Origin of the sequence: Treponema denticola ATCC 35405 (genome assembly GCF_000008185.1) — a bacterium.
Lineage (GTDB): Bacteria > Spirochaetota > Spirochaetia > Treponematales > Treponemataceae > Treponema_B > Treponema_B denticola.
In genome coordinates, this window is sequence record NC_002967.9 from 379,675 (window position 1) to 396,807 (window position 17,133).

The window sequence follows — 17,133 nt, forward strand, 5'->3', positions numbered from 1 at the left end:
TTTTCTAAGAGCTGCAGCTTTCGCATTCCTCGACTTCGAGGGAGCGGCTTCGCACATAATAGATTGACTTAAGGCCTTCTTCCCAAGCCTTTACATAGAGCGAAAGCACCTTGCTGAAGGTAAATTCGTTTGTAATGTAAAGGTTTACGGATTGAGCTTGGTCGATATGGCGTTGCCGTAAGCCTGCAGCTCTTATACTCCAGCCTTGTTCAATGTGGTGGGCATTTTTATAAAGCCAATAGGTTTCCGGTGAAAGAGAGGGTGCAACCCTAGGCATTAAAGAACCTTTTTTCTCTTCTAAAAAATACTTATTCATAATCGGGTCTACACCGGCAGTTGTACCTGCTATAATCGAGGTTGAGCTTGTGGGTGCGACAGCCAAAAGATAGGCATTCCTCATTCCGTTTGATTTTACTTCCTCTGTGAGAGCCTTCCAGTTTTCGTCAACATAATTCCGTTTTTTAAAATACTCCCCTGTTTGCCAATCACTTCCTTCAAAGTAAGAATAGGAGCCTTTTTCTTTTGCAATCTGTGAAGAAGCTTTTATTGCTGCATAATTTATTCTTTCAAAAACTTTATCTGCAAAGTTAAGGTGTTCTTCGCTTTCCCATGCAATGCCGTTTTTTGCAAGGGCATGATGATAGCCCGAAGCTCCCAATCCGATTGACCTGTATCGGCTATTGGTAATTTGTGCATAGGGAATAGGATAAAAATTTAGGTCTATAACATTGTCCAAGGCACGCACTGCCGAAGAAACTATTGTGTCAATTTCTTGTTCATCGTTTACATCTATGTTTCCGAGAACAAGGGAGGCGAGGTTACATACTACAAAATCTCCGGGGATAGTAGTTGTAGCAACGACAGTATCTCCGTCTTCAGTTTTTATTTCGATATTCTTATGTTTTATCCCGCTCATATTTTGAGAAATTTCTGTGCATAGGTTTGAGCAGTAAATCATTCCCTTGTGGGGGTTAGTATTTGTTTTGTTTGCATGGTCGCGGTTAAAAGCAAAGGGGGTACCGGTTTCGACGGCCGATTTTAAGATTAAACGCACCAACTCTTTTATAGGAATTTCTCTTTTGTTGATGCGGGAATCGGCAACGCAGTCTTTATACCTTTTTTCCCATTCTTCTCCGTAAAAATCTTCGAGGGCATAGCCCTTGGTTTTTAAGATTTCATGGGGGCACATTAGGTGCCAAGAAGAATTTATATCATCGCGGACGGTTTTCCAAAAAAGATCGGGATAGCAGACTGCCGGAAAAACATCGTGGGCCTTCATTCTGTCATCACCGTTATTGGTGCGGAGCTGTAAAAATTCGGGGATGTCCTTGTGCCAAACATCGAGGTAGACGGCGACCGAGCCCTGCCTTACTCCAAGTTGGTCAACGGCAACAGCCGTATCGTTTGCAAGTTTTATCCAGCGGATAATTCCGCCTGCCGCTCCCATAAACCCGCGTATGGGCGAACCCACTGCTCTGACCTTCCCAAAGTAGAGCCCCATGCCTCCTCCGAATTTGGAAACCTTGGCAAAGTTATCTATGCTGCGGTAAATACCGTCAAGAGAATCGGGAACCGTGTCTATAAAACATGAAGAAAGCTGATGGTATGGTTTTCGGGCATTTGAAAGAGTGGGGGTCGCCATCGTAACCTTTAAGGTACTTGTCATATCATAAAAACGCCTTACCCATTCAAGGCGTTTCAATTTTTCTTTCATTGCCAAGTGAAGGGCAATCCCTAAAAACATTTCCTGAGGCGATTCAAGTACAATGTTTGAATGAGTATGAATAACATAGCGGCGTAAAAGAAGGTCGAGGGCGCTGTAGGTAAAAAGCTTATTTCTTTCTTCATTTATAAATGAAGCCGCCTCTTCCAACTCATCACGGCTATAGGCCTCACAAATATATGTTCCGTAAAGACCTTCGTTTTCAAGGTATTTGATTTTTTCATAAAAAGAATGAATCTGCCTTTTTTCAAGCTCGGTTTTTAGTTTTAATTTAAATTGAAGCATTAAAAGGCGAGCCGCAATAAATTCCCAGTCCGGGGCATCTTGGGCGGTAAGTTCGACGGAAGCCTTAATGAGCATAGCTAGGGATTCGGTCTCGCTCATATTTTCTTTTCTAAAAGAAAGGAATTTATGTGCAAGCAAGTTAAGGCTGTACTCGTCCGAAGTAAAGTCGTTTTGAATCTCGGTGAGGACGCTCTGAATTTCTATAGTATCAAAAAAGCGGCTTATCATTTGACGGGAATCCCGCCTCTTTGTGCGGCCGACACGGTAGAGTATAAAGTTTTTTACTTCCGCATAGTAGTTGTGTTCTATTAAAGTTTTTTCTACCAAGTCCTGAATTGTTTCGACCTGAACAAGGCTTCCGTTTTTGGTAAGCTCCAAGATGTCTTCTTCTATTTCCTTTACCAAGGGCGGAATGATTGTATCTAAATCGGTATGCGGAGAGTTTTCCACACTTTTAAAAGCGGAGCGGATAGCTCCTTCAATTTTTTCAGGTTCGTAATTTTTAGTTTCACCGTTTCGTTTTATGATTTGCATTTTATTTTTCCTTTAAGCGGTTTAAAATTATGTTTGCTGTTCTATCCTTAGTTATAAGTAAAAAGCCTGCACCAAGCCCTGCAAAAATAATAAAAGAAATAAAAAGCGGAACTCCTTGTCCGATAAGTTTTCCGAATGAAGCAAATGGAGAATAAATCTTATCCTTTAAAAAATAAAGGGGAATTGAGGCTGTAATCGAAAAAACGAATATTTTTGCAATAAATAAAAGAGCCGGGAAGATGAGGTTCTTTACATCCAGAGCCTTGTTCTTTTTTAAAAATATTAAGAGAATGATTGTGTTTATAACTGAAGCTATTGTCAAAGCAAGAGCGATGCCGTTTCCTCCCATGGGGCCTACCAAAATTAAGGCTAGGAGGATATTAACTGCAAAGCAGATTATTCCTGCGATTGTCGGGGACTTTGAATCGCTTTGTGCATAAAAGGCAGGAGCTATAATCCTGTTTACGGCGATTGCAAAAAGTCCGATTATATGAAAGTTAAAAATTCCCAATGTTAATTTTACCGAAGCGGAATCGAATTTATTGCTCTTGTAAATGAGAATGATTAAATTTTCTCCCGACAAAAGAGAGAAAAAGGTTGCGGGTATTGTAATTAAAGCTATCACCTTTATAGCTTGTAAGAGTACTTTTTGAAAGGCCTCCCAATCTTTGCGCAAGGCAAGGGCCGACATTTCGGGGAGGATTACGGTGCCTACCGAAACGGCAAAGATACCTAATAAAAGTTCTTGTAAGCGTAAAGAATATTGTAAGCTCGAGGCTATTCCAAGGCCTGCCGAAGTTGCAAGCGAGGTAGAAACCAAATCGTTTATCTGATAGGCTGCCATGCCTATTATGGTCGGACCGATAAGGGCAAGAACTTTTTTTGTTCCGGGGTTTGAAAAAGTTTTTGCAAGACTTGTGAGCTTAAAACTAAAGCCCGTCTTTAGAACAAAGGGCAGCTGAAAAACCGCCTGCACAAGGCCTCCTGCAACAACACCGTATGACATTGCGACGGCAGGATCGCCAAAGGGTTTTGCAAAAATGTATGTAAAAGAAATGACGAATATGTTGAATAAAATAGGTGTAAAGCCTGATGGGGTAAAAATCTTTACTCCGTTTAAAATACCTTGAAAAAAGGCGGCAACCGAAATTAAAAATAAATACGGAAACATTATCCGCGTTAAAAAAACGGTAGAATCATAGTCTGCAATGTTTTTAAAAAAAAGTTTTACTATCAACGGAGAAAGTATTATGCCCAATGTAACTACAATGGCAGTAGAAAAGCTTACAAGAGTAAAAATAGAATTTAAAAATTCGTTTATTTCTTTTTTTGTTTTTTCGGATTCTTGCGAATCTTTGTGCTTTTGCAGATAGGCGTTAAAGGTCGGAATAAAGGCAACGGTTATGCTGTTTTCGGCAAAGAGCCTTCTAAAAAGATTGGGAAGCATAAAGGCTGTGGCAAAGGCATCCGCCAATGGCCCCGTCCCCAAAAAATGAGACATAGTCATCTGGCGGACAAGACCTAAAATCCTTGACCCTAAAACCAAAAGAGAAAGTTTTGACCCGCTTTTTACAAGAGATTTATTTTTATTTTCAAGCTTACCCATAACAAGCAAGGATTATACAGGCTTAGCGTTTATAATGCAAGAGCTTTACATATTCTCTTTATTTGTTTTCCGTCTTTTTAGGTCTGATACGGGTTTTGATCCAACCGACTAATGAGGCCGCTGCATAACCTATCGTATAATTTATGAATATATCTCTATACGCTGAGGACGCTAGAGGTTCTCTAAGTCCTGTTAGCCAAATATATCCAAACACAAGCAAGAGTGTCGGAACATATACGACGGCAGCCTTGAGCCAGTAATTTTTCAGCTTTAAATTTTTAATCAATGTGTATGCAAGAGTGATGATAAATACAATGATTGCTCTGTCCAATTCATGCCAATTTCCATTAGGGTCTTCGTAAGTTCCATTCAAAAGGTATAGCACGCTATTAAAAATGGTTGCAACTGTGTATAGTGCCGAGTAAAGAAAAACCGCCTGTTTTAACCAATTATTCCATATAGATTTTATAATTCACCTCCATAAATTCCAACTTATCCATCTGAACCGGTCATTTTATTTTTCTATCTTATCTAAAAATTCCGCTACTTTTTTCAAAAATTCCTTTGGCTTATCTTCATGAATATTATGCATAGAATCAAATCCCTCAACTAAAATGCTGCCGCGAATTAATTCTTTAACATGTTTTGCATCTTTTTCATCCATTGCAGAAATCAGCATCCCTTCTTCCGTATAATAAGAAGGGGTGGTATTTTTTGGTGGGTTTACATGAAGGATACAAGTTGGGACACTAATTTGTTTCAACATGTCCTCCTGTTTTATCCCGTTAAAAAAACTGAAATCATAGAAGGCATCCGCAAACCTTAAATCATAATCCCCCGTTCCATCTTGTAAATTCGCTGTCAGTTGAAGTAAGGTATTCACACCCAACTCCGGAGGATAGTACCATATAATCGGTATTTTTGTCAAATCCTTTCGAAATCGTTTCATTGCAGGTTCCGCCACAATTTTAGTCCAATTATCTTTTCCGTCCATGTTAAACAATGTACGCATAGGGTCATTCTTTAAGTAGTGTTCAAAGTAAGTGATGTTGGGTTTTTCAGTTAAATAGTTGTGGATATTTTGAAACGTTTTATAAGAGAATGTATTTTCTGCACGTCCCTTTTCCGTTGCAAAAAACGGTCCATCCTCCAGCACAATTGCTTTTACATTTTCCGGATATGTTGCTGCAATATAAGCAACAATCAATGCCCCGGATGAATGCCCCGAAATAATAGCTTTTGAGCCCACCTTTTCTTGTATAAACAAGGCGATATCGGATCCGATTCGCTCAATATTGTATAAATCGGGATTTTTGCTTGATTTTCCATGTCCGTAATAATCAAGTGCAAAGACGTGAAACTTTTTTACCAGTTCAGGCAAGACCGTGCGGTAATCTTTCCAGTCCACCATTTGCCCATGCAATAATACCATATCCGGCCCATTGTCCGGACCTTCTGCATAGTTTATGACGCTTCCATCCTTTAAATAAAACTGTTTTTCTTCCAGACCTAAGCTCAAAGAGCGATTCTTTACAAACTTCTCCCCGGAATAATCGTAGTTTAAATTTCGGAGTACATAGAATACAGCCAAAACAATAAGAACACAAAACAAGATAGCAATAAATTTCAGCATTTTAATTTTCATCTATCAATTCTCCTTGGATACTCATCAAAATCTTTGTTGCCGCATCACCCTTCATAATCGCCACCCCCCTTCTTTCATCTCCAAGTATGAGGAGGTCATCCCCCGTTTCGATAGAAAAAATTTTTCTAGCTTCTTTTGGAATAACAATTTGTCCCTTAGTACCTACTTTTGCAGTCCACGCATGTAGTTTTCCATCTTTTTTACTTCGCATTTTATACCTCCCAGAATAGTATAATAAGTATGTAAAATCATACTTATTATACTACATTGAGGCTTATAATGCAAGTACCCAAGTGGGGCGCGGAAATCAATTTTTGGATATTCCCTGCCCATAATCTTATAGGAAAAAGATGCTATTTTTTTTCATCAGACCTTAAACTTGCCGACTTCAGCAGCCAGATTTTCAATACTCGTCTTATTTTTTTGAGTTATTGCATTTACTTCCTGAACTGCATTGTTTATCTGAACGGCACCTGCTGCCATCTCGTTCATACTGTCGGTTATCATACGGGTTAAATTATCAAGTTTCAGCATTTCTTCAGCGACTCCTTCACCGCCTTTCAGCATCTCTTCGGAACCGGCTTGCACTTCTACCGTTACCGTATTGATATTTTTAATTGCTCCGAGTACTTCTTTGCTGCCGTTCTCCTGTTCGTGCATCGCTTCGGTAAGGCGGTCACTCATTGATTTTACTTGTTCGGATAAATTAAAAATCGTGCTGAATTTGTCTTCGACGGTTTTAGAAGAAACCGAAAGAGATTCTATTTCGCTTGATAGGGTTTTAAGCGTAGACGTTATTGTCTTGCCTTGAGTTGCCGAGTCTTCAGCGAGCTTTCTGATTTCATCGGCGACGACAGCAAAACCTTTGCCTGCTTCGCCTGCATGGGCAGCTTCAATAGCGGCATTCATTGCAAGCAAATTGGTTTGGCTTGCAATATGCTGAATAACGCTTGAAGCTTCCATGAGCGAGCCGGACTCTTCTGCAATTTTCTGTGTTACGCTGTTTGAGGTTATAATCGTTTCTTTTCCGTCTTCAGTTGCCGATGCAAGATTTTTTACGACATCATAGGTTTTTTCAAGTGTTTGAGTAATGGATGCGATGTTTGCAACCATTTCTTCGATTGAAGCTGTAGACCGGGCTACGCTTGCTGCCTGATTTTCTATACTGTTATTCAGCTGTTTTATAGTGCGTACAATTTGTTCAATTGTAGCTGCAGTTTCTGTTACGCTTGCAGCCTGCGTAAGGGTTTGGTTTTTAACCCCTTCAATATTTGCACTGATTTCATTTATAGCACTCGCCGTTTGAGTCATATTGGAAGCAAGTTCCTCTCCTATGGCTTCCATTGAAACCGAATTTTTACCGACATTTTTGATTGCAGCGCCTATTTTTTCAATTGTTTGATTGAAATATTCGGACAAATCGGTGATTTCATCATTTCCGTTAATGGGAAGGCGAACAGTTAAGTCTCCTTTTCCCTGTGCAATATCTTTTAACGCCGAAACCGTTTTTCGAATAGGATGGAGCATATAATGTGCGACGGCATATATAACGGCAAGTGTAATAATCAAAATGATAATGCCTAAAATTCTTATACTCATCCTTAAATCGTCTACCGTTTTTATGAATTCGTTAACCGGTGCTTTAATAATGACCGTCCATCCGGTAATTTTGATCGTTGCATACGAAGCGATATTTTAAATATCGTCATAATCATAGTAGCCGACCTCACTCTTATCGGTATCAAGGGCATGCTGCAAAAATGCCGCCAGAGAAGCAAAGTTTTTATCGCTATTATCTTTAATAATATTCCTCTGCTTGGTTACCATATCAAAATTTTTGTGTGCTATAACGGTACCCTTTAAACCGAGTATATAGCATTCACCTGTTTGCCCGACTACGATGTCATCGATTTCCTCAGAGAGGAGCTTAGCCGGAACTGCCGCATTAAGCACACCGATTATAGCATTATCGTCATCATAGATCGGAACTGCAAAGATGATTTGCATATTGTTTGTTATGTTCGAAATTGCCGGTTCGGTAATAAAGTTTTTGCCCTGCGATGCGGATTTAAACCATTCTCTGTCTCTTACGGACGTACGGTGCCCGGTTCCATCATATCGGTTACCTTGCATATCGCAGATGCCGAAATAGTCTATCTTTTTGTTGCGTTCGGCTTCTTTTATAAGAAGTTCTGCTTTTTCGGTTAAAGTCATCGAATTGTCGCGTAAAAACGGCATGCGGGCCAAACCTTCAATAAATTGAACAACGGAAGATATTCTTCCATCGATGACTTCCGCTATGTCGGTCGCTTTATCGGTTAGATGTGCTTCCACTTTTTCAAGCACGGCTTTACGTGCATTTCCTATTGTAATTAGAGCTGCAGTTGTAAGGGCTGCTGCAATTAAAAAACCGAAAATTAAAACCAGTTTTTTTCGCAATGAAAACCGCTTTTTACCTGTTTTCGCAATCTGATTTTTCTCATTATTTCCCTTAGAGAAAATACCGCCGTTCTTTGTCATTTTAAGACTCCTTGTTATAGGAAACCTCGAAAAACGAAAAGTTTTTCGAGGTTTCCCTTATATTTATTTACGACGTTTTTTAGATTTACATTTCAGCCGTTTTTAATATACTTATTTTAGCGCATTTAGTCCACTGTTTTTTATGATTCTCCTTATACTTTAAATTTAGAAACCTCATTGGATAAATTTTCAATACTTGCTTTATTTTTCTGCGTAATGTCGCTTACTTCTTTGACTGCAATGGTAATTTGATCGGCTCCTGAAGCTATTTCGTTCATACTATCGGTGGTTTCGAGTGTTATTTCGGCAAGCTTTTGCATTTCCTGCCCAATTTGATTGCCGCCTTCAAGCATTTCGGCGGAGGCTGAGTCAATTTCGCTTGTTACGTCATTTATTCTTTTAATGGCATCAAGTACATGTTTTCCGTTTTCTTCCTGTTCTCGCATCACTTCCAAAATAGAATCTTCTTTTTCGGAGATTTGGCTGACCAAGTTGTATACATCGATAAAGGTCTTTTCCGCTCGAGAACCGGCTTCGGTAATGTCATGGATAATTTCAGTCGTCTCTTTTATAACAGCCGCAATTTGCTTTCCTTGCAAATTAGAACCTTCAGCAAGTTTTCTAATTTCGTCAGCGACAACGGCAAAGCCCTTACCGGATTCACCTGCATGGGCTGCCTCTATTGCGGCATTCATTGCCAAAAGGTTGGTTTGACTCGCAATATTTTGAATGATTTGGCTCGCTTCAAGAAGAGAGGCCGATTTTTCGGCGATTTGCTTTACAATCTCATTTGCAGTTCTTGCCCCGTCTTTACCGACCTTGGTTTGTCCGTAGACTGTTTTGATCAGTTCATTATTTTGGTCAAGCGTTTTAGCTATTTTAACGGTGTTTTCCGCCATGCGCGTAATGACCACAGAAGATTCGTTGATACTTTCGGTCTGCATTTCGATACTTGAAACGAGCCGGCTAAGCCGTCCGTTGATTTGCTCCACAGTTGCAACGGTTTCGGTAACGCCGGCAGCCTGCGACATAGCTTTTTCTTTTACGCCTTTGACGTTCTCTCCTATCTGTTTAATTGCGGCTGCCGTTTCTTCCATACTGCTCGACAGCTGAGACCCGATAGAGTTCATTTTATCGGCTTCATCTTTTAAAAGGCATATCATTGTATGATTATTTTCGATTGCGGTATTGAGGTTCATCATAATACGTCCGACTTCGTTATTCTTTTTTACTGCCAGCCTGTCGGTAAGGTCACCCGATGCAATTTTGCCGAAAACGATTTCAAGCCGCTTAAAATAGCGTTTAAGAGCACCTGCAAAAATAAAGGCTAATGTAAAATACAGGACAAACATAAAAAGGCCGATAAGAATCATATTTTTTAAGAGTGTATAAAAAAGCGAAAGTATTTCGTTTTGTTCGATAAAAAGAGCTACTTTCCAATTAACTTCGGGAAGTGAAAAGACCGATACTTTCCATGTTTTTCCGTCAAGCATAATAAAAGCCGAACCCTCTTTCATTTTGTCTATTTCGTTAAAGGCAGGAATACCTGTTTCTTTTAATATTTTTAGATTGGAGTCTGCATGTTTTGGGTCGGCTAAAATTAATCCGTCGTTTTGCATAAGCATACAATAGCCCGTCTTGCCGATACGGATGCTGCTGACGCGTGAAGCCAAATCCGTAAGATTTAAGTCAAGACCTATACAGCCTAAAAAAGCACCCTCAGGATCTTTTATTGCCTGAGCCAATGCTACGACGGGGCTGCCGCCTGTTGATATTGTTGATATATATACCGGGGTTATTATGACCTCTCCGTTTGCGGCTGCTGCAGCCTTATACCAAGGTCTGGTGCGCGGGTCAAATCCTTGTTCATCTTCCTCTGATAACGAACTTACGAATCCTCCCCAGCGCGTGCCCATATATATTTCTTTAAACTCTTCATAGTTTTTGTCCATACGAACGAAGAGTGCTGTTATATCCTGTTCCGTTTTGCCGTTATGCGTATACACAATGTCTTTTCTTTCTCCTGTATAGTTATAAAGTGTTTCGTCGGCATTTTTTACGGTAGGGTTTTCCGCAAGCATAGTAACGGTATTTTTTCCGTTCCGGATAAAAAGGTTTATGGACCTCTCAATATTGGAAAATTGCTGTGCAGTAAATTCATCGAACTGGGCGATGTTCTTTTTATATAGTTGGAAGCCCACAACCGCACAAATAACGGCTACGATTGAAATAATTGTTATTGTAATTGCCCGTAAAAGGCGTACAGTAATAGATGTCGATTTTTTTCTAATAGCGCCGTCCTTAGTTTTTTGGGTGGCGGGTAATGTAACTTTTTCTTTCATTTTATCAAATCCTTTTTTCTATTATATAGAATACATTAATTATATCAAGATTTTTATTTTTCAGCAAGCCTCTTAAAGCGGGTTGATATTGTGTTTAAGTCAAGAAGAGGAAAGAAAATCTTTGCCATAGGAATATGGGCCGCCACATTACATCTATGAATAAATTATAAAATATTCATTGACATAAAATAAATATTTTGCTATACTAGCAATGAATAAAAGAAAGAATATTCATTGCAACATAAAGTGAAGACTGAGGAGCGGATGATGGCAAAAGCATTTACCGAACAAGAAAGAATCAAAATAAAAGAAAAGATATTGGAAGCGGCACTGGAGCTATTTCACGATAAGGGGACGAAGGCGCTGAGTATAGCTGAATTGACGAAGCGGGCAGGTATTGCGCAGGGAAGCTTTTATAATTTTTGGAAAGATAAAGAGGCCTTGATTATGGAACTCATTGCATACCGATCAAGCCAAAAATTAAATTATATTGAAAAAAAATTTTCGAATTCTCTCTCCGATCCGGCAAAATTTCTTACCGACATAATATACCGATACTCGGTTGATCTTATGGTAAAAATGCAAAAGCAGCCTGTGTATGAAGATGCCTTCAAAATACTTGAAGCAAAAAATCGGAATGAAGTTCATAGGATTGAAAGTCTATATGATGACTTTTTAACGAAGCTCATAGAATATTGGGAGCAAAACGGTTCGATTAAGCGGGCAGATAAAAAAGGCTTATTGAATGCGTTTAGCGGGAGTTTTTTATTATGTTCTCATTATTATCAATTTGATAAAGAGTATTTTAATGAAATGCTGCTGACATTTATATCCGGAATAGTAAATAAGTATATAGAAAAATAACGGTATAGTTTTGAAAATTTTAATTATGGAGGAGCAAAAATGATACTTGATTTTGCACAAATACATAAAGATGACATATTAAGGGCCGGTGGCAAGGGCGCTAACCTTGGAGAGATGACTGCTGCGGGAATAAATGTTCCGAAAGGATTTGTCATTACCGCAGAGGCGTATCGGGAATTTTTAAAAGAGAACAAAATAGACGAAATCATCTCACGCACTCTTGTAGAAAAGCAAACGGATGAACAGGCTTTATTATCCGCCGCCGGAGAGTTTCGAAAAAAAATTATAGCAGGACATTTTCCCATTCAACTGGAAAAAGAGATAAGAAAGAAATACGCTGAACTCGGAGAATCGGCGAGAGTTGCGGTGCGCTCATCGGCAACGGCGGAAGATTTACCCGATGCGAGTTTTGCAGGTCAGCAGGAAACATATTTAAATGTGCAAGGCATAGAGGATGTATTGATTTACATACGTCATTGCTACGCTTCACTGTGGGGAGACAGGGCGGTAAGCTATCGTTTTAATCAGGGATATAATCAAAGTACTGTTGCGATTGCCGTTGTCATTCAGGAAATGGTAGAAAGCGAAAAAGCCGGCGTTTTGTTTACGCTTAATCCGGTAACGCAAAACAAAGATGAAATGCAAATCAATGCAAGTTACGGATTGGGTGAGAGTGTTGTAAGCGGACGCGTAACGGCGGATAATTATATTGTAAACAAGTCGGGTGATATTATTGAAATAAATATCGGAAGTAAAGAAACGCAAATTGTTTATGGCGATAAGAATACAAAAGAAGAATCGGTAAGCGAAGCAAAAAGAACAGCTCGGGCATTGAATGATGTCGAGATTGCCGGTCTTGTAAAAGCCGGATTAAAAATAGAAAAGCATTACGGTATGCCGATGGATATTGAATGGGCAATACGAAAGAACGAAATATATATTTTACAGGCACGCGCAATAACAACCTTAAAAAACAATGATGATGAGAAGCAGGTTCAGGAATATATCAAAGGTAGCAAATTAACACGAATGATGAAAGAAAATATGGCTTTTCAGTTTGAAAAAATGCCCTTTGCATACCGTGCGCTGGACTTTGATTATATGATAGCGATTAATGACCAAAAAGCACGGATATTTGCGGAAGGCGGTCTTGTTTTTGATTCAAATCCTGAAATTGATGATGACGGTATTCAGACTCTTCCGAAAAATAGAAAAGGTTTCACCCTGCGTATTTTTCATATATTTAAAATAATACGCATGCTTAAAAACTTTGACTATTGTTCTGAAGTATGTAAAAAGTTTATGGCGCATTATGAAAAAGAAATAGAGCATATTAAAACCTTAGACTTTCAAAATATGAGTTTGGCGGAATGCAGTAAATTCATGGAACAAAGTTATGAGCTTATTCAACAGCTTGTTTATGACAGGTTTAAATACGCCTTGTTTCCGTCTTTTTTTATGAGTAAAAAATTCACAAAAATAATTAAACGAGTAGATAAAAACTGTTCCGCATTTGATTTTTATTGGGAACTCAATAATAAAACGGCTGTCGTTGCAAACGATATTTCACGCATAGCCGATGAGATAAAGAAAAATGCTGTTCTAACAGAAGCCGTACTCTCAGGAGAAAAATTTAAAACCCTGTGTGCCGGCTTTCCCGAATTTAAACGGGTTGCAGATGATTTTATAAATCGCAACGGTTTTAAGTCGGATTACAATTGTTATTGCATTGAAGCAAAAACATTTATCGAAGATCCCGACAGGCTTGTCAATATTATACGCCCGCTTTTAAATACCCCTGATACATCCGATCAAAATTTTCATAATAACGAGAATAGAAATTATACGAGTTTAATGCAGAACTTACAGCGTCTTTATGGAAACAAATATCCTCGTATAGAAAAGGACATACAGCACTTTCGGTATTTTCATGTTGTCCGCGAAGAATCACAATATTTGTGGGAAGCTGTCTTTTATTATGTCAGGCAATGTGTAAGACGGATAAATATTCTTTTATTAAACAGCGAAGATTATAAACACGGAATTGTAAATCTTTTTCATCGTGAATTAATGGAAGTGCTTAAAGCCGGCCGGCTAACCGATGTCTATAAAGAAAAAATAAGAAGACGAAATGAAAAATTTCCGCTTGCGGAAAAAGTTTGGGAAGCATCAAAATTACTTGTGTTTGATTCAAGAGGCGATGAGCTGAAAGGAGTAAGCGGAAGTCCGGGGACTGTTGTAGGAAAAGCGTGTCTTATCCGCAAGCCTGAAGAATTTTATAAAATGCAAAAAGGTGATGTACTTGTTTGTCATCTTACCGATCCCGAATGGACTCCGCTTTTTAAACTTGCAAGTGCTGTCGTCGCAGATACCGGTTCCGCGTTAAGTCATGCTGCGATTGTCGCTCGGGAATTTAATATACCGGCAGTATTGGGTGTAGGTTTTGCCACCGCAAAATTTAAGGACGGCGACCTTATCACCGTTGACGGAAACAAAGGCGAAGTGCGGAGTTGTTGAGATGGATTCAAAAGAGCTGAGACGATTTAACATTTTAACAAAACCGATTTTTCCGCTGTTAGTTAAAACTTCAATTCCGACAATAATCGGAATGTTGATCAGCGTTATATACAATTTGACCGATACTTTTTTTGTCGGCCGCTTAAATAACAGAGCGATGATTGCGGCAATTGGTATTGTGTTTAGTTTTGTCAGCATTATTCAAGCAATCGGTTTTTGGTTCGGTTACGGCAGCGGTAATGCAATGTCAAAAAAAATCGGAGAACAAGACTATGCGGAAGCGGAAACCATTTCCTCGGTAGGAATTGTTTTTGCAATTATAATAGGTATTCTGATCGCAATCGGAGCAAGTATTTTTATTCTACCGCTTTCAAAATTCATCGGCGGAAGTGCATCTCAAGATGTTCTCACATTTACAGTGCAGTATTTAAGGATTATTATTATCAGCATTCCGTTCAGTTTATATGCACTGACTGTTTATAATCAGCTGCGTCTTTGCGGAAATGTACGCGACGGAATGGTCGGGCTGCTTTCGGGAATGCTCAGCAATATGGTGCTTGATCCCGTATTGATGTTTATTTTTAAGCAGGGATTTATCGGCGCAGGCTATGCAACGCTAATCGGTCAGATTATCGGATGTATTGTGTTGACGCTCTTAGCAAAAAGGCACGAGAGTATTTCGTTCAATCTAAAAAAAGTTCAATACAGCAAAGAGCGTATGTATCATATTCTTGCAGGCGGTATGCCCAATTTTTCGCGGCAGGCAATTACCTCCGCCGCATTGGTTTTACTTAATGTTAAAGCGGCACAATACGGAGAAAGCATGATAGCGGCTTTAACGGTAAGTTCAAGAGTTGCCGCTTTGGCTTATATGATTATGATCGGGTGGGGGCAAGGCTTTCAACCGATTTGTGCAATGAATTACGGTGCCAAACAATACTCAAGAGTAAAAAAAGCTTTTATTACTACGGTTTTAATCGGAACAATTTTTTTAACGGCCGCCTCAATAATTTTATTTCTCTTTGCCGAACAATGTATCGGAGTTATGTCTAAGGATGATGAGGTAATTTTTGCCGGAATTAAAATACTGAGAATGCAATGCTTTTCGCTGCCGCTTTTAAGCTTTTTTGCCGTGAGCAGTATGTTCATGCAGAACATCGGTCATTATTTTTCATCCCTTCTCATATCGATTTCACGGCAAGGCTTTTTTTATTTACCGCTCTTATATATTCTGCCCGCCCTATACGGAAAGACCGGCATTTACCTGCTGCAGCCTTTCTCCGATGTTTTGTCGTTTTTGTTTGCCGTTGCGGTAGTGTACAGGTGGTACTCGTCCGGGGCGTTCAGTTCAGCTTTAAATGCAGGATAAACGAAACCTTTAAATGCAGAGTAATCGTAATAAACGAAATTCTCGATAAAAATAGTTTGGGTTAATTCATCTCGGTAAAAGCTTCTTTAAGCCGTTTTGCGCTTGCTTCCAATGCTGCCTGTTCATCAGCGGGAAGATCGCTTTCTATAACCCGTTCCGCACCGCTGCGTCCAACAATGCAGGGAACGCTCAAGCATACGTCTTTAAGTCCGAACTCTCCATCCAAGGTCATCGATACGGACAAAATGCTGTGCTCGTTGCGCAAAATGGCGCCGGCTATTCTCGTCAGGGCTAAGCCGACGGCAAAATAAGTAGAGCCTTTGTAGTCGATAATGTGGTAAGCGGAATTCCGTACTTCTTCCAGAATTTTTGCTTTATCGAAGTGCGGGCCTGAGCTGCACACACCGCCTGAACAATATTCGTCGATGCGCCGTCCTGCAACGGATGTCATCGACCAAGCCGCAAATTCGCTGTCGCCGTGTTCTCCCAAAATATAACCGTGAATGTTGCGCGCATCGACACCGCACTCTTTGCTAAGAGTGTAGCGGAAACGTGCAGTGTCCAAAACCGTACCGGAACCGATAACTCTTCCGCGCTCCCATCCGGAAGCCTTGAGCGCCGCCCGAGTTAAAATATCAACGGGATTGCTCACAATCAGCATAACGCCGCTGCAGCCGCTTTCCGCAATGTCCTTTGCAATGCCGGTGATAATGGATGCATTGCGTTTCAGCAAATCTATGCGCGTTTCCCCGCTCTGTTGTTTTGCTCCCGCCGTAACCACAACGATGTCGCTGTCGGCATAATCGGTTTTATCGCCCGCGTGTATGTCGACTTGCGGTAAAAAAGGCAGACCCTGTACAAGGTCGAGAGCTTGTCCTTCGGCAAAATTTTTATTCATATCGGTTATTGCAATTTCATCCGCATAACCGCTTTGAGCCAATGCGTAGGCAAAGGTTGAACCGACCGCACCTGCTCCCACAACGGTAACTTTGCGTTTCTTTTCATCCATAGGATTACCTCCTTTTAAAAAATACTGAAATGCATACGTTTAGGCAAGGGGATTGTACAGAAGAATTCACGAACCTTAACAATGGCAAGAAGAACGAAATAAGGCAAAATTATCATAAAAAGATTGTTATGCAAGGCGGAGAAAGTAACCCGGCTTTTACACTAGACAATTTATAAAAAAACTACTAAAATAATTATGGGTGCTAAAAAAATAGTTTTTTATAAGTGCCCTATATTTTTATATAAAGGGAGTGCGCATATGAAAATCGGATTTGGAAGCGATCATTCGGGAGTCGCATTAAAACATATTTTAATGGAACACGTTCGCAATAAAGGATACGAATGCGTTGATTACGGTGCGGCGGATTCGAAGGTTCCGGCAAACTATGCCGAATTCGGCTTAAAGGTTGCCGAAGCGATTAAATCGCAGGAAGTTGAAAAAGGCGTTATGGTGTGCGGATCGGGCGTCGGCATTTCTCTTGCCGCAAACAAGGTTCCGGGAGTGAGGGCTGCGGCGTGCAGCGAACCGTGTACGGCAAAGCTCGCCGTCGAACACAGCGACATAAACGCTGTCGCCATGGGCGTATGCATCGTCGGACCCGAAGAAGCAAAAATGATTGTCGACGCCTTTCTCGATGCCCGCTTTGAAGGCGGCGTTTACACGGAACGGGTCGACACCCTTTCCGCTATAGAAAGAAAATACGGTAAATAAACGCGGCC

General features: G+C 40.1%; 11 protein-coding genes and 1 pseudogene. 4 read left to right on the top strand and 8 right to left on the bottom strand.

The window, feature by feature from the left end:
* Nucleotides 1-4: 4 nt before the first annotated feature.
* The 7 genes and pseudogenes from TDE_RS01665 to TDE_RS01695 all read right to left on the bottom strand — a co-directional run bounded on the left by TDE_RS01665 (nucleotide 5) and on the right by TDE_RS01695 (nucleotide 10,655).
* Nucleotides 5-2,542, bottom strand: a complete 2,538-nt coding sequence (locus TDE_RS01665) for a ribonucleoside-diphosphate reductase subunit alpha (protein ID WP_002681315.1) — start codon at nucleotides 2,540-2,542, stop codon at nucleotides 5-7.
* A 1-nt stretch (nucleotide 2,543) separates the two neighbouring features.
* On the bottom strand, nucleotides 2,544-4,148 hold the full coding sequence (murJ, locus tag TDE_RS01670; RefSeq protein ID WP_002681318.1) for a murein biosynthesis integral membrane protein MurJ: 1,605 nt from the start codon (nucleotides 4,146-4,148) through the stop codon (nucleotides 2,544-2,546).
* A 58-nt stretch (nucleotides 4,149-4,206) separates the two neighbouring features.
* Nucleotides 4,207-4,620 carry a DUF6608 family protein gene (locus TDE_RS01675; RefSeq protein WP_342606899.1) on the bottom strand — a complete coding sequence of 138 codons (414 nt, stop codon included), beginning with the start codon at nucleotides 4,618-4,620 and terminating at the stop codon, nucleotides 4,207-4,209.
* A gap of 42 nt (nucleotides 4,621-4,662) precedes the next feature.
* Nucleotides 4,663-5,793 carry an alpha/beta fold hydrolase gene (locus TDE_RS01680; RefSeq protein WP_002681320.1) on the bottom strand — a complete coding sequence of 377 codons (1,131 nt, stop codon included), beginning with the start codon at nucleotides 5,791-5,793 and terminating at the stop codon, nucleotides 4,663-4,665.
* Nucleotides 5,783-6,004, bottom strand: coding sequence for an AbrB/MazE/SpoVT family DNA-binding domain-containing protein (locus tag TDE_RS01685; RefSeq protein ID WP_002681321.1), 222 nt, complete (start codon nucleotides 6,002-6,004; stop codon nucleotides 5,783-5,785). The genes TDE_RS01680 and TDE_RS01685 overlap by 11 nt, the downstream gene beginning before the upstream one ends.
* Nucleotides 6,005-6,159: 155 nt before the next feature.
* A pseudogene (locus tag TDE_RS01690) lies at nucleotides 6,160-8,313 on the bottom strand (cache domain-containing protein).
* Between the two features lie 152 nt (nucleotides 8,314-8,465).
* Nucleotides 8,466-10,655: a methyl-accepting chemotaxis protein gene (locus tag TDE_RS01695; protein WP_002681324.1), complete on the bottom strand. Its 2,190-nt coding sequence runs from the start codon at nucleotides 10,653-10,655 to the stop codon at nucleotides 8,466-8,468.
* Nucleotides 10,656-10,922: 267 nt separating this feature from the next.
* Here TDE_RS01695 and TDE_RS01700 point away from each other — a divergent pair, with 267 nt between their 5' ends.
* From TDE_RS01700 to TDE_RS01710, 3 genes are read left to right on the top strand one after another with little or no spacing between them, the layout of a single operon-like run.
* A complete protein-coding gene (locus TDE_RS01700) occupies nucleotides 10,923-11,519 on the top strand; it encodes a TetR/AcrR family transcriptional regulator (protein WP_002681326.1) in 597 nt (198 codons plus the stop codon).
* 39 nt (nucleotides 11,520-11,558) lie between these two features.
* Nucleotides 11,559-14,036 (top strand): PEP/pyruvate-binding domain-containing protein, encoded by a 2,478-nt coding sequence (locus TDE_RS01705; protein WP_002681327.1) that lies wholly within the window; start codon nucleotides 11,559-11,561, stop codon nucleotides 14,034-14,036.
* Between the two features lies 1 nt (nucleotide 14,037).
* Complete coding sequence (locus tag TDE_RS01710; protein ID WP_002681330.1) at nucleotides 14,038-15,405, top strand: MATE family efflux transporter; 1,368 nt, start codon at nucleotides 14,038-14,040, stop codon at nucleotides 15,403-15,405.
* A 61-nt stretch (nucleotides 15,406-15,466) separates the two neighbouring features.
* Here TDE_RS01710 and TDE_RS01715 read toward each other — a convergent pair whose 3' ends face one another.
* On the bottom strand, nucleotides 15,467-16,414 hold the full coding sequence (locus tag TDE_RS01715) for an L-lactate dehydrogenase (RefSeq protein WP_002684979.1): 948 nt from the start codon (nucleotides 16,412-16,414) through the stop codon (nucleotides 15,467-15,469).
* A 258-nt stretch (nucleotides 16,415-16,672) separates the two neighbouring features.
* Here TDE_RS01715 and TDE_RS01720 point away from each other — a divergent pair, with 258 nt between their 5' ends.
* The gene (locus tag TDE_RS01720) at nucleotides 16,673-17,125 is read left to right on the top strand and encodes an RpiB/LacA/LacB family sugar-phosphate isomerase (RefSeq protein ID WP_002681334.1); all 453 of its coding nucleotides are present in this window, start codon (nucleotides 16,673-16,675) and stop codon (nucleotides 17,123-17,125) included.
* The last annotated feature ends 8 nt before the right edge of the window (nucleotides 17,126-17,133 follow it).

What these genes read in the sequence shown, in the direction of transcription:
- TDE_RS01705 (WP_002681327.1), top strand. Translation starts at nt 11,559, where the DNA reads ATGATACTTGATTTTGCACAAATACATAAAGATGACATATTAAGGGCC.
- TDE_RS01695 (WP_002681324.1), bottom strand. Translation starts at nt 10,655, where the DNA reads ATGAAAGAAAAAGTTACATTACCCGCCACCCAAAAAACTAAGGACGGC.
- TDE_RS01710 (WP_002681330.1), top strand. Translation starts at nt 14,038, where the DNA reads ATGGATTCAAAAGAGCTGAGACGATTTAACATTTTAACAAAACCGATT.
- TDE_RS01680 (WP_002681320.1), bottom strand. Translation starts at nt 5,793, where the DNA reads ATGAAAATTAAAATGCTGAAATTTATTGCTATCTTGTTTTGTGTTCTT.
- TDE_RS01700 (WP_002681326.1), top strand. Translation starts at nt 10,923, where the DNA reads ATGGCAAAAGCATTTACCGAACAAGAAAGAATCAAAATAAAAGAAAAG.
- TDE_RS01715 (WP_002684979.1), bottom strand. Translation starts at nt 16,414, where the DNA reads ATGGATGAAAAGAAACGCAAAGTTACCGTTGTGGGAGCAGGTGCGGTC.
- TDE_RS01665 (WP_002681315.1), bottom strand. Translation starts at nt 2,542, where the DNA reads ATGCAAATCATAAAACGAAACGGTGAAACTAAAAATTACGAACCTGAA.
- murJ (WP_002681318.1), bottom strand. Translation starts at nt 4,148, where the DNA reads ATGGGTAAGCTTGAAAATAAAAATAAATCTCTTGTAAAAAGCGGGTCA.
- TDE_RS01720 (WP_002681334.1), top strand. Translation starts at nt 16,673, where the DNA reads ATGAAAATCGGATTTGGAAGCGATCATTCGGGAGTCGCATTAAAACAT.
- TDE_RS01685 (WP_002681321.1), bottom strand. Translation starts at nt 6,004, where the DNA reads ATGCGAAGTAAAAAAGATGGAAAACTACATGCGTGGACTGCAAAAGTA.